Raw genomic sequence first — 13569 nt, 5'->3', positions numbered from 1 at the left:
GTAAATATCAAACCTGATTTTCCAGCGTCTGCCCAGTGCGGATGGCGTTGAGGTTAGTCACTGTGGTGTGGGCGATTTCGGTTAAGGCTTCTTTAGTAAAAAAGCCCTGGTGTCCGGTGATGAGTACATTCTGAAAACTGGCCAGGCGCATAAAAACATCGTCCTGAATCACTTCATCACTGCGATTTTTAAAGAACAGTTCAGACTCCTGCTCATACACATCCAGGCCAAGGTAGCCGAGTTTTCTTGATTTCAGCGCGCGGATACAGGCTTTGCTGTCTACCAGCGCACCCCGGCTGGTGTTAATCAGCATTACACCTAGTTTCATTTTGTCGAAGGCTGCATCATCGATCATGTGATGTGTGGCATCGGTGAGTGGGCAATGCAGGGTAATGACGTCGCTTTGCTCAAGCAACATATCTAATGATACTTGGGTGTACGAGCCTTCTCCGATATTCGGATCGTAGACCAGCACGTGTGCGCCAAAGCCGTTGAGAATGGCCACCAGAGCCTGACCAATTTTACCACAGCCGATGACACCAACGGTTTTATTGTGCAGGTTAAAACCCAGCAAGCCGTTGAGGTCAAAATTGTCTTCTCGTACCCGGTTGTAGGCTTTATGAGTTTTACGGCTCAGTGTCAGCATCAGGGCAATACAATGCTCTGCCACGGCTTCAGGACTGTATGCAGGGACACGTACTACTTTGATCCCTAATGCGTGTGCTGCTTCTATGTCGACATTGTTAAAGCCTGCACAGCGTAGTGCAATACTTTGAACGCCCAATTCAGCCAATTCGGCTAACACATTGGCATCAACCTGATCGTTCACAAACACGCAGATGGCATCGAACCCTTGCGCCAGTGCAACAGTCTTATCGTTCAGTGCTTGCTCAAAAAATTCAAACTCAATATCAGGAAACAGGGTCAGTGCATGCTCAAAAAATGGCAGCTCATACTTTTGCGAACTGAATAGGGCGACTCTCATTGGACACTTGGCTCTCTATAATCGATTTTAAGGTTTCGGGCTTTGTCCTGGGTGCATAGCGGGACAATAAAACACCCTCTGAGTTTACTAAAAACTTAGTAAAATTCCATTTAATAGCGCGGTTTTGCGCGATCCCCCGTGTATTTACCTTGAGGTAATTAAAGAGTGGGTGAGCATCCGGGCCGTTCACCAGTATTTTTTCTGAAATGTGAAAGCTCAGATTGAAGTGCGACTGGTAAAATTCCCTCAGCATTTCGTTTTCCAGTGGCTCATTACGGCCAAACTGGTGGCAGGGAAAAGCGATAACCTCTAACCCCATAGGGTGGTATTTCTTATATAACTTTTCTAATGCGCTCAGCTGCGGCGCAAAGCTACATTTACTGGCAATGTTGACGATCAACACGGGTCTGCCTTGTAAGGATTTGAGTGCCAGCGTCTCGCCGTTAAGTAGTTTCACGCTGAAACGATAAATGTTCTCCATCCTGTCAGGCTCCTTGATGTTTTTTCTTTTTAATCACTTGATTCATAGCTGGTATTTTTCATTTGCCATGGCTAGATGGCTCAGGTATAACAACTCCATCTTTCTAGCTTAACAGCCAAATAGGACAAATTTATGTCAGTCAAAGTTGCATTCATCGGATTGGGGGTGATGGGCTATCCCATGGCCGGTCATTTACAACAAGCGGGTCATCAGGTGACCGTTTACAACCGCACCACCACAAAAGCAGAGCGTTGGGCGCAGCAGTATCAGGGCGCATTCGCAGCAACACCCAAAGAAGCCGTCGCAGATGCTGAGTTGGTATTCATGTGTGTGGGCAACGATGATGACCTGAGATCCGTTGTTTACGGCGATAATGGGGTTTTGGCAGGTATGAAGCCTGATACCGTTTTGATTGACCATACGACAACTTCGGCTAAGGTGGCACGTGAGGTGGCGCAACGTGCAGCTGAGCAACACGTTGCATTCCTGGATGCACCTGTATCGGGTGGTCAGGCTGGCGCTGAAAATGGGGTATTAACCGTGATGGTGGGCGGTGACCCTGAAGTATTTGAACGTGTGCAACCTTCGATGGCGGCCTTCAGCCGTTTTAGCCAGCTTTTGGGAGAAGTGGGCTCGGGCCAGCTGTGCAAAATGGTGAATCAGATCTGTATTGCCGGTGTGGTACAAGGGCTGGCAGAAGGACTTCATTTTGCGAAACAGGCTGGCCTGGACGGCGAAAAAGTGGTTGAGACAATTGCCAAAGGTGCAGCGGGCTCATGGCAGATGGAAAACCGTTATAAAACCATGCTCGCGGGAGAGTATGACTTTGGCTTTGCTGTCGACTGGATGCGTAAAGATTTGGGCATTGCATTGGACGAAGCGCGTAGCAATGGATCATCATTGTCACTGACAGCCATGGTCGACCAGTATTATGCCGATGTACAGGCACTCGGGGGTGGACGCTTTGATACCTCGAGCTTGTTAGCACGCCTTGATGCTATTCATGATAAAAAGTAGCGCCTCGTCTTTGTGAGACGTGGCGGGCAATAAAAAAGGCAGGTGCTTATGCAACCTGCCTTTTTTATCTATTTACTCAGCTAAGCTTTTTTCGACAGCTTGTCCAAGTCGATGTCTTCTTCCAGCGCTTTGGCTGCATCGGCATCATTGAATACTTCGGTATCCAGCTCACCTTCTGACTTGGCCACCACACAGGTCACCATACAATCACCAGTAACATTGACTGCGGTACGCGTCATATCCAGCAGACGGTCAACACCCATAATGATGGCGATCCCTTCAACTGGCAGGCCTACCTGATTAAGGACCATAGCCAGCATGATCAGGCCGACGCCTGGCACACCTGCGGTACCTACTGATGCCAAAGTGGCGGTCAGAATGACCATCAGGTAGTCACTTAGGGTCAAATCTACAGCGAAGACTTGTGCGATAAAGACAGTTGCAACCCCTTGCATGATGGCGGTGCCATCCATGTTGATGGTTGCGCCCAGAGGCACGGTAAAAGAGGCAACCGAGTTATTAGCACCTAGCTTTTTGGTGGCGGTTTCCAGTGTCACAGGCATAGTGGCACTTGAGCTTGATGTGCTGAATGCGAACATACAGGCATCTTTCATTTTTGCCAGGAAGGTGAGTGGACTCAGGCCTGTCAGCACTTTTAGTAAAATGCTGTAGTTGACAAAAGCATGGATCAGTAGGGCTGCAACAACAACGAGGAAGTATTTACCCAGCTCGACAATCAGGTCCATTTCAATACTGGTAAATAGTTTGGCCATCAGACAGAAAACACCATAAGGTGCCAGATTCATCAGCAGGGTTACTAGCTTCAGCACGACGGTATTTAAATCTTCGAACACTGTCGCACAGCGCTTACCTGCATCGCCACTTAATGCCATAGCAATGCCAAACAACAGCGCAAACACAATAACCTGAAGCATATTGCCACTGGCCATTGCGTTAATTGGATTGGTTGGGAACATCCCGATAATGACCTGAGTCAATGTAGGTGCTTGTTGTGCGTTGAATGTCGCGGTCGTTGGAATTTCTACGCCCCCTCCTGGGCTCACGAGCAGAGCAAGTGAGATAGCAACCGTAATTGCGATAGCCGTAGTGGACAAATATAGCAAAATGGATTTTCCACCGAGGCGACCGAGTTTCTTTGGATCGCTCAGACTACAGGTGCCAACAACGAGAGAAATAAAGACTAGAGGAACAACCAGCATTTTTAAGCTGGCGATGAAAATTTGTCCGCCAATGTGGAACAGACCATCAACGAAAAAACCTTTAATCGGTAAATCGAACAGGCCCAGCGGAATTGCAACTTCAGGCTGATCGCCTAGTATGGATTGGATTAACAGACCCAAAATAACACCCAATACCATGCCCAGCATGATACGGGTTGTTAGGCTCATTTTTTTGTTTTGTGACATAGCCTTTGACATTGTCCTAACACTTCTAATTTACAAAATCGCTATAGCCTAACAGGATAGTTGAAGATGAACAGAAAAAATCGATGACGGCCGCTAAAAATTTGTGATTTTAGATCCGCAATTGGGTTAACATGGTGAAAATAACTCAAAATTATTAGATTGCAAGGGAGAATCGAAAATGTCTCTGATGCGCTGGTTTAGTATTACTTTGCTCAGCTTGCTGATGATCGCCTGTGGTGGCGGTGGTTCGATTGAAAAAGACACCTCGGGAGGTGACGGTACAAATACAGACTACGAACTGGTACTTACTACTAGTTCTGCTAGTGGTGGTAGCCTGAGTATTAGTAACCCCATTACTATTACAGCAAAGCTCACTAACGATGGTGCGCCCATTGCAAACAACCTGGTTAATTTCACGAATGATGAGTTCTCAGATTTTGCTTCTGTCAGTTCTCAATTAACTGATAGTAACGGTGAAGCCAAGGTAACCATTATCGCTAACCGGGCAGGGGGCGCAGGCACCATTTCCGCCACCGCCGATGTCGGTGAAAATACCGTAACCGGCTCAGTGCCATACGCAGCTGACGGCGATGGGGGTATTCAGATTGCCATGACCATCACTGGCTCAGATGGTCAAGCAATTGATGCCAGCAACCCTATTTCTGGTGCAGAAGTTGCGACTGTTACTGCGGTTCTTACAGACAATGGTACGCCTTTGACAGGCCAGGTACTGGAGTTTTCTAAAGAAGTGGATAGTGAGGACCTGCTGGTCACCAATGGCAATTCTAACGTGCAAACAGATGCAAACGGTGCTGCCCGTTTACTGGTACTGGCCACTGACAAAGTTGGGGCCGGTTATGTTCAGGTTACTTATAATGAAGAAATTAATGCGCGTATTGGTTTTGAGTCCGCCGGTAACCCCTTTTACGATAAAGAGGTTTATGACCTGAGCGTGCAATTGGTTAACGCCGCAGAGCAAGCTTCCAGTGATCTCTCACTGGCTAATCCACTGACTGCAAAGATTCAGCTCACTTTGAATGAACAGCCTGTAGCAAACGCTGAAGTTACGGTTGCTGTTGAAGCCAGCGCGCGCTTTGCAAAGCCAACCGAGTCAGTCAGAACGGATGCGAATGGCCAGGCTGAGATTCAGATTTTCGCCACAGAAACAGCGACGGTTGATCAACAACTTGATGCGTTTACAGCAACTTACTCAGTGTCCGGTGATGAAGCAGCCAGAAGCGTTGCCAGCTATGTTGGCGCGGGAGATGGTGGCTTACAGATGGTTGTTGAAGTCCTAGACAGAGGGCCGGGTAATGAAATAGATGAAAGCAACCCGCTAAGTGCATCCAATAAAGGCAAAATTGTAGTTACACTTACTCGAGATGGCGTTGCCTTCCAGGGACAAGTAGTTTCTGTAAATGATCTGGTATTAGCGGAATTGGATGACGGAGGTAATGGTAAGGCGTTGACAGACGACAGTGGTCGTGCTTCGTTCGATATAAGGGCCTCAGACAACGGAGGTTTAGGCACATTTAATGTATCGTTACCTGAGATTCCAAGTTTTTCGCCCAAAAATGGTCGCTTCTATTCTGATGGGATCATCGCGGTTGAAAAAGGCATTGCTATTCAAATTATAAGTATTAAGGATAGCGTCGGAAATAACATCGATAAAGATAATCAACTTGACGACAACACCAAAGGCACTGTTATTGCCAGAGTTCTTAAAAATGATAAACCGCTGGAAAAAGTATTAGTTGAATTCACTGTAGAGCCTATTGCGACGCTCAGCCCCAGTGATGGTCGGGCACAAACTAATGAGGATGGCGACGCCGAAATAAGCCTTAATCCCACTAATGAAAAAGGCATCGGTATAATCAAGGCTAAATATACTTCCGAGGCGGGTGAAGTATTTGAAAGTGCAGGTGTTCTGTTCCACTCTGACGGTATCGAGAACGATGAGGGTGAGTATCGAATAAATGCCAGAGTTTTAACCGGCTGTTTACCTGGCTGGGACAGTGAGCGCGATAGCATTGAACTTAACCCGAGCTTGCCGTCGACAAATTGTACTGATACTAACCAGTTAGAGTCATCAGATACGGTTGATGTGTTTATCAAGGTCACAGATAAAGACGAAGAGGATATTGAAAATGACATTATTGAGGTTACCTCTGATATTGGTCAGCTACTACCTGCTCAGGGGCGTGTTTTAACAGACCGTTTTGGCGTCGCTCTGCTTAAATTCCAGCCAGGAGATTCCGGTGGAGCAGGCACTATCACCGCGCAATATAAAGGGGAAGAAGGAAAAGTAAATTTCTCCGTCGGTCTGCAAAGCTTATTTATAGAGTTGTCGGCAACTGCGTCAGAAGAAAATCCATTGAAAGCTGGCGGAAGTATGGTGATTTCCGCAAATGTGTATGTAGATGAGTTTAAATCAGCGCTCTACCTCAATCCTATCGATGTCGAATTTACGTCTAACTGCGTAGATGAAGGACTGGCTACTATTGACCAGTCTGTCAGCTCAGAAGAAGGTCAGGCAAATACGACGTATAGAGCGAATGGTTGTCGCGGTTTAGATACTGTGACTGCAACTGTGGTTTCGGGTGGTGGTGTTAACCAGCCTGCCAACATAACTTTTGCGGTGTCAGAGGCTGAAGCTCAGGCAATTCAGTTTTTGGATGCTAGTCAAAGCTTCATAGGTCTTCCTCCTGGCATCGGAGGGGTGCCTACAACGTCTACAGTCAGATTTAAGCTGATAGATAGTGACAGTCGTCCTCTTAACCAGAAAAGAATTGATTTTAAAATATCAGATCTCACTGGTGACGCATTGTTAACTGCTTATACAGGCAGCACAGATAATGAAGGTGTTGCGCAAACTACGATCCGATCGGGTATTGTTCCCGGAGATATCATAGTTGAAGCGTGTTACATTTCCGATGAGGAATTAGCGACCTTACCTGATGGAGAGGACTACACCTGTTGGCAATCGCGTATTGACGTATGTACTGCTGAGCCAACGAATGATCAATGTCCAGATGGTAAGACCCTTCGTTTACTGTCAGCTGATAAGCAGATCAATGCCGTTTCGTCGGGCATTGTCTTGTCTTCTGGTGTACCGGATCAAAATAGTTTCGATGCCGGTGCTACCACCTATTATATGAATGCACTTAATACATTGGGCTTTACCAATGACATTAGCATCTTTTTTGGTGATCAGTTCAACCAGTTAACTGGTGACAATATCGTTGCAAATGTGCAGGTAGAGGCGGGAATTGTCGGAAATATAGATGGTGCTGGTGGTACAAACACTTATGAGTGCTCGGCTGTGGATGGACGATGTACCGTTCAGTGGCGTAGTCAGGGAGAAATGCCGTTTACAGCTTCTAAGTGGGGTAATACGTTAGACCGCGTTTGTGATCTGTATAATGGCCAGCCTGCGCCATGTCGCATCTGGCCGGAAACAAACAAAGATGGAAACATATTGATCCGAGGCGGTAGAGTATCCGTTCTGGTGACTGCGAAAGGACAGGAAACGTTTATTGACCGGCCCAGTACCCTTGATGATGATGGTAATGTATTAATAGAGCGACGTAATGGCCGTTTTGATCAGGGAGAATTTTACAGCGCCTTTGACTTACCAGAAGCCTTTGTAGACCATAACGAAGATGGGAAATTTTTATGTGACGTCGATGGTAATAATTGTGGAGAGCCCATAGTGTGTGATGGTGAAGCCTGCGAACCAAATAACACCAGAGGTGGCCACAACGAAACATTCAATGATGCCAATAATAATGGCATCTATGATAACGGGGATGGCATCTATAACGGTCTACTTTGCTCTGAAGAAGCGATGAATGCTGAAGGTGGCCCCTATTGTTCGCGTGAGTTGGTTGAGGTGAGAAAACAGTTTGAAATTATCGCTTCTGGTAATACTCCTTATGTGAGGTTTACAGTGAGCAGATCTGATGTGACTTATCAATTCAGAACCGGGCAGAGTTGCGCATTTTTCAGAGGTATGCCGACATTGGATGATGATGGCAATATCTTGTTAGATGACACTAATTGCCCCACTTTTCCGACGCAAGACACAGTACCTGGCGTAGAGAATTTGGGTAATGAGTGTTTGCTTAATACAGGAGCACCAATCATGGTGGAAGACCCCGATGATGGCGACTACCTTGCGTTAGATAGTGATAGTTGCCCAACATTTGTGTCTGAGATCGCCTTTGAAGTATCTAGTTGTGAAAACGCAAAAGATACAAACGGGCGTGATATTCCAAGATTAGGCGTGACGGGTTTAGAGGTATCGGATGATGACGCATATTGTGATTTTACTGGTATTGATTTAACAGACTCTACGTTGCCAGCGACCGATAATGTCAGCTTTGTTGTGTATTACTCAGACTTATACGGTAACTCGTTACCAGAAGGGACAGAAGTTCAAATCACAGCGGATAACGGTGTAGCCACAGTCAGTGGGTTACAAGGAGTTGTGTCCAGAGCGTCAAATGATGGCGTTCAAAGCGCGACTGTCACAGTATCAAGAGAGCAAGCTGCAAACAGCCTGGACATTGGCAAACTAACCATTCAGTTTACAATCCCAAGTGCGTTTGATGGTGGAGACGCCTCAATCATTTCATACTCAGTACAGATTCAAGACGCAGGGTAAATTGGTGTGACTTGCATGGGCCGGAGGAAGCTCCGGTCCATATTCGCCATTCTTAAAATGTTTCCTATGAAGTCTGCACAAATTCGTTGAAATGTACTCACTTTCCCTTTACCCCTTGAAATTCCTTTTATATCCGCTATATTCGCCCTTTCCATCAAGCAATCTATACGCCTGGGTAAATTAACAGCAACAATTGTTCATAAAATCACTGCTTGGCGAAAAGATCGAATGAAAAGCTTGTAACAATAGGTATTTGTGGATATACCTATATTTAATCGCGCCCAATGAAGGGCAACAACCAGACAGAAGTCAAATAGGCAGCTATGGGCAAATCGCTAGTAATCGTAGAGTCTCCCGCAAAGGCAAAAACTATTAATAAGTACCTGGGTAAAGACTACATTGTAAAATCCAGTGTCGGTCATATCCGTGATCTTCCTACCTCAGGCGCAGGCAAAACCAAAGGCCTTGCAACTAAATCTCCTGCTGAAGTGAGAAAAATGTCGCCAGAGGAAAAAGCTGAGTACAGAAAAAAGAAAGATTATGCGAACCTGGTTGCCCGCATGGGGATAGACCCGGAAAAGGGCTGGGAGCCGCACTATGAAGTGTTACCCGGCAAAGAAAAAGTGGTTCAGGAGCTGGCTAAGCTCGCAGAAAATGCCGACACCATCTATCTCGCAACCGATTTGGATAGAGAGGGAGAGGCCATCGCATGGCACCTGGAAGAAGTGATTGGTGCTGATGCAAGCAAATACAAACGGGTTGTATTTAACGAGATCACCAAAAATGCCATCACGCAAGCTTTTGAGGCGCCAGGTCAGTTAAACACAGACATGGTGTATGCGCAGCAGGCACGACGCTTTCTGGATCGCGTGGTGGGCTTTATGGTGTCACCGTTGTTGTGGCAAAAAGTCGCGCGCGGATTGTCAGCGGGCCGTGTTCAGTCTGTGGCGGTACGCTTGCTGGTTGAACGTGAGCGTGAAATCAAAGCCTTTATTCCAGAAGAGTTCTGGGATATTCACGCAGATACTGCACTGGCAGAGCAGGACGTTCGTTTTGCTGTCACTAAGTATCAGGGCGAAGCGTTTAAACCGTTGAACGAAACGCAGGCCAATAAAGCGGTTACTGAACTGCAAAAAGCGCAGTATCAGGTTGTTAAGGTTGAAGAGAAACCCAGTAAGAGCCGCCCGAGTGCTCCTTTTATAACGTCAACCATGCAACAGGCCGCCAGCACCCGATTGGGTTACGGCGTTAAAAAGACCATGATGCTGGCACAGCGTTTGTACGAAGCGGGTTATATTACCTATATGCGTACTGACTCAACCAACTTATCGAATGATGCGGTTGAAATGGCTCGTGGTTATATTCAGGACAACTTTGGCGATAAGTACTTGCCGGGTGCGCCTATTAAATACAGTGCGAAAGACAATGCACAGGAAGCGCACGAAGCAATTCGCCCTTCAGATGTGAACATCCTTTCCGGCCATGTTGAGGGCGTAGATGCAGACGCTAAGAAGCTCTATGAGCTGATATGGCGTCAGTTTGTGGCGTGCCAAATGACCCCCGCAGAGTACGACCTGACCAATATCACTGTAGGTGCGGGCGATTACACGCTTAAAGCGCGCGGCCGAGTGTTACGTTTTGACGGTTGGACACGTGTTCAGCCAGCAGTCCGTAAGAAAAACGAAGAAGAGCAGGCACTACCAGCTGTGGCGGTGGGCGACATCGTTCAGTTGCAGGCACTTGATCCTAAGCAGCACTTCACAAAACCACCTGCGCGTTTCAGCGAAGCAAGCCTGGTTAAAGAGCTCGAAAAGCGTGGCATTGGTCGTCCTTCAACGTATGCGTCGATTATTTCGACCATTCAGGACCGTGGCTATGTGCGGGTAGAAAACCGCCGTTTTTATGCCGAGAAAATGGGCGAAATAGTGACAGACCGTTTGATCGAAAACTTCGATGAGCTGATGGACTTTGACTTTACGGCCAAAATGGAAAACCGCCTGGATGAAATCGCAGAAGGCGATCGAATCTGGACCCAGGTGCTTGATAAGTTTTACGCTGATTTCTCCAACCAACTTGACTTGGCTGGTAAAGAAGAAGCGGAAGGTGGCATGCGCCAGAATGTGATGGTTGAGACTGACATTGACTGTCCAACCTGTGGTCGTAAGATGGGGATCCGTACAGCCTCTACCGGGGTATTCCTGGGCTGTACAGGCTACAACTTGCCACCAAAAGAGCGCTGTACCACCACCATGAACCTGATCCCCGGGGATGAAGCGGTTGATGCCGATGTTGAAGACGCAGAAACTGAAAGCCTGAGACAGATGAAGCGTTGCCCTATCTGTGAAACCGCAATGGATTCCTATCTGATAGATGAAAAGCGCAAGCTGCATGTGTGTGGTAACAACCCGGGCTGTAGCGGTTATGTCATTGAAGAGGGCAGCTTTAAAATCAAGGGCTATGATGGCCCGGTGATTGAGTGTGATAAGTGTGGTTCAGACATGCAGCTTAAGTCTGGCCGTTTTGGCAAGTACTTTGACTGCACCAGTGATGACTGTAAGAACACGCGTAAGCTACTTAAAAGCGGTGAACCTGCGCCACCAAAAGAAGATCCGGTACACTTACCAGAACTACCCTGTGAGAAGTCTGAAGCCTATTTTGTGCTGCGTGACGGTGCATCTGGTATCTTCCTGGCGGCACATACCTTCCCTAAATCCAGGGAAACCCGTGCACCAAAAGTGGCCGAGCTAAAGCGTTTCAGAGATCGTATTTCGCCTAAGTTCTATTATCTGGCGGATGCGCCGGAGCAGGATAATGATGGTAATCTGGCCGTTGTAAGGTATTCGCGTAAGACCAAGACGCAGTATGTGATGACTGAGGTGGAAGGTAAAGCCACTGGCTGGAAAGCGACTTATGTAAGTGGCAAGTGGGTCGAAGAAGAGAAAAAGCGTAAGAGCGCTAAATCTTAATGGATCTGCTTGGGTATTAAGCAAAAGAAAACAAAAAGGCCAGCTCTGCTGGCCTTTTTACTGCTTGAAGATCAAATATCGACGTCAGTCACTGTCATATAATCACTGGCAGATAGCTTTTTATTAACACATCGTAAAATGTACTGACTTAGTGCATCGGTTGCCACTTCGTCATCCTGAGCCCATTCAACACACATTTGTGTCAGTTCTGCAATCAGGCTAGCTGGTGCACTTTGTTGTTGCAACTCATCAGCAACAGCTGTGGTTGACGTTAAAGTTGCGGTTAAAACGAAGCTCGCCAGGGCCGAAAATAGTTTCATTGATGTTTGCTTTAGTGTCACGTTTCGTCACAGTGATTTTTTAAATGAAAAGACAAAAAAAGAACAACGAAATAAATCACTCCTGAAGATAGGTGAATGTGATTTAGCAATAAATAGAGTGTTTTTGATTAGGGAACTGCTTTTCTAACAATGATATACTTTAACAACTTGACGTAACAATGGTCTTTTTGAGGGCGATTAAGGACGGAAAAATGACAAACAATCGCGGACGAATCCGCACACTGCTCAGGCATAGTTTTATTGCTTTGGGTCTGCTTAGCGCTTTTGCCAGTTACGCAACTACGCCAGAAACAGCCGAACTGACACCTTGTTATACCAAGGGCCTGCCAGACAGGTTGATGTGCGGTAGTGTAGAGCAGCCTCTTTCGGCAAAGGACAACAACGAAAAAATCAGCATACACTTTGCGGTTATCCCGGCCATTAAACAGGTTCACCCGTCGGAAGCTATCCTGGCATTTGCTGGCGGTCCGGGCCAGTCGGCCATTGAGGTTGCCGCCGTGTTTGCCCGAGTCTTACGATATGCTCGCGAAGATCGGGATATTATCCTGGTGGATCAACGGGGCACAGGCAAGTCCAATTTGTTGCAATGTGACATGGACCCGCTTGAGGCGCAGTTTGCATTCAATGATGCCGCCTTACCAATCTTTGAATATAGCCGCACAGAAACTCAAAAGTGTAAAACCAAACTCAACACGAACCTGAGCCACTTTACTACGGTTGCCGCAGCCAGCGATTTTGAAGCGGTGAGACTGGCACTGGGTTACCAAAAATTGCACCTGTTCGGCGCTTCTTATGGAACACGGATTGCGCAGGAGTATATGCGTCGCTATCCGCAAGCAGTGGCAAGCGCGACGTTGGATGGAGTAGTGCCTATGCAGCAAAGCCTGGTTGCCATCGGTGAAGCCATAGACAATTCATTGCAGGCAATTTTCACTGATTGTGCCGATACTACGCATTGCCGTCAGCAGTACCCCCAGCTGGAACAGCAGTATCAGGCCTTACTGACTAAGTTAGAAATGCAGCCAGCAAGCGTTCAGATCCCACATCCCAGAACACACCAACCCATCCCGTTGGTATTGACACAGAGTAAGGTACGCTCGGCCATTCGTATGGCGCTTTACAGCCATACTACGCGTGCTTTGGTACCGCTGGCCATCAGCGAGGCAAGCAGAGAAAATTATTTGCCATTGGTAGGCCTGATGGGCAGTGATTCGGCGTTTGGTTCTCTGGCAATGGGTATGCACAGTGCCATTGTTTGCGGTGAGGACTGGCCAGTATTAACCCCTGAAGAACGCTCACGTTTTTCAGGGACTTACTTCGGTCTCATGATGATAGAGTCGCTCGATGCCAGCTGCCCGATCTGGCAGGTTGATGCCGTCGAAAAATCCTTTTATCAGCCATTAACAACAGAAATACCAACGTTATTGTTATCAGGTGGGTTAGATCCCGCGACACCACCTGAATGGGCAGAGCTGGCGATGGTCAATATGGAGCATGCACGTCACCTGATAGCCCCAGAGGCAACACATGGTGTGGCTGCACAAAGTTGTGCCGACAAACTGGTCGCCGAGTTTATTGATCAAGGTCAGCTTAATACACTGGATGCCAGTTGTTTGGATAAAATAGCGGTGCGGCGGTATTTTATGAACCCCAATGGTCCGGTATTAGTAAAAGAGGAGCCGTAAT

At 47.2% G+C, this 13569-nt stretch carries 8 protein-coding genes; 4 read left to right on the top strand and 4 right to left on the bottom strand.

Going from position 1 to position 13569, the window contains the following annotated elements; translation table 11 throughout:
- Positions 1–7 precede the first annotated feature (7 nt).
- Both AT705_RS04430 and AT705_RS04425 read right to left on the bottom strand, forming a co-directional pair.
- Positions 8–985: a 2-hydroxyacid dehydrogenase gene (locus tag AT705_RS04430; RefSeq protein ID WP_058795650.1), complete on the bottom strand. Its 978-nt coding sequence runs from the start codon at positions 983–985 to the stop codon at positions 8–10.
- Entirely contained in the window at positions 951–1466 is a 516-nt protein-coding gene (locus AT705_RS04425) for a glutathione peroxidase (protein ID WP_058795649.1), read from the bottom strand. Before AT705_RS04425 ends, AT705_RS04430 begins: the two co-directional genes overlap by 35 nt.
- A gap of 132 nt (positions 1467–1598) precedes the next feature.
- Between AT705_RS04425 and AT705_RS04420 the strand changes: the two genes are divergently transcribed.
- Positions 1599–2483 (top strand): NAD(P)-dependent oxidoreductase, encoded by an 885-nt coding sequence (locus AT705_RS04420; protein ID WP_058795648.1) that lies wholly within the window; start codon positions 1599–1601, stop codon positions 2481–2483.
- A gap of 80 nt (positions 2484–2563) precedes the next feature.
- Here the strand turns inward: AT705_RS04420 and AT705_RS04415 are convergent, their stop codons facing one another.
- Positions 2564–3910, bottom strand: a complete 1347-nt coding sequence (locus AT705_RS04415) for a dicarboxylate/amino acid:cation symporter (protein WP_058795647.1) — start codon at positions 3908–3910, stop codon at positions 2564–2566.
- Between the two features lie 178 nt (positions 3911–4088).
- Between AT705_RS04415 and AT705_RS04410 the strand changes: the two genes are divergently transcribed.
- Positions 4089–8576, top strand: coding sequence for a hypothetical protein (locus AT705_RS04410; RefSeq protein WP_058795646.1), 4488 nt, complete (start codon positions 4089–4091; stop codon positions 8574–8576).
- Positions 8577–8899: 323 nt separating this feature from the next.
- Positions 8900–11542, top strand: coding sequence for a type I DNA topoisomerase (gene topA / locus AT705_RS04405; RefSeq protein ID WP_049864193.1), 2643 nt, complete (start codon positions 8900–8902; stop codon positions 11540–11542).
- 71 nt (positions 11543–11613) lie between these two features.
- On the opposite strand, the gene AT705_RS04400 is transcribed toward topA, so the two are convergent.
- On the bottom strand, positions 11614–11862 hold the full coding sequence (locus AT705_RS04400; RefSeq protein ID WP_058795645.1) for a hypothetical protein: 249 nt from the start codon (positions 11860–11862) through the stop codon (positions 11614–11616).
- Positions 11863–12074: 212 nt separating this feature from the next.
- Here AT705_RS04400 and AT705_RS04395 point away from each other — a divergent pair, with 212 nt between their 5' ends.
- The gene (locus tag AT705_RS04395) at positions 12075–13568 is read left to right on the top strand and encodes an alpha/beta hydrolase (protein ID WP_058795644.1); all 1494 of its coding nucleotides are present in this window, start codon (positions 12075–12077) and stop codon (positions 13566–13568) included.
- Position 13569: the final 1 nt, after the last annotated feature.

The sequence above is a fragment of the Pseudoalteromonas rubra genome (genome assembly GCF_001482385.1).
GTDB classification, from domain to species: domain Bacteria; phylum Pseudomonadota; class Gammaproteobacteria; order Enterobacterales; family Alteromonadaceae; genus Pseudoalteromonas; species Pseudoalteromonas ardens.
The sequence above is the reverse complement of the archived record's forward strand: the minus strand, read 5'-3'. Positions and strand labels throughout refer to the sequence as shown.

What these genes read in the sequence shown, in the direction of transcription:
- AT705_RS04430 (WP_058795650.1), bottom strand. Translation starts at nt 985, where the DNA reads ATGAGAGTCGCCCTATTCAGTTCGCAAAAGTATGAGCTGCCATTTTTT.
- AT705_RS04425 (WP_058795649.1), bottom strand. Translation starts at nt 1,466, where the DNA reads ATGGAGAACATTTATCGTTTCAGCGTGAAACTACTTAACGGCGAGACG.
- AT705_RS04420 (WP_058795648.1), top strand. Translation starts at nt 1,599, where the DNA reads ATGTCAGTCAAAGTTGCATTCATCGGATTGGGGGTGATGGGCTATCCC.
- AT705_RS04415 (WP_058795647.1), bottom strand. Translation starts at nt 3,910, where the DNA reads ATGTCACAAAACAAAAAAATGAGCCTAACAACCCGTATCATGCTGGGC.
- AT705_RS04410 (WP_058795646.1), top strand. Translation starts at nt 4,089, where the DNA reads ATGTCTCTGATGCGCTGGTTTAGTATTACTTTGCTCAGCTTGCTGATG.
- topA (WP_049864193.1), top strand. Translation starts at nt 8,900, where the DNA reads ATGGGCAAATCGCTAGTAATCGTAGAGTCTCCCGCAAAGGCAAAAACT.
- AT705_RS04400 (WP_058795645.1), bottom strand. Translation starts at nt 11,862, where the DNA reads ATGAAACTATTTTCGGCCCTGGCGAGCTTCGTTTTAACCGCAACTTTA.
- AT705_RS04395 (WP_058795644.1), top strand. Translation starts at nt 12,075, where the DNA reads ATGACAAACAATCGCGGACGAATCCGCACACTGCTCAGGCATAGTTTT.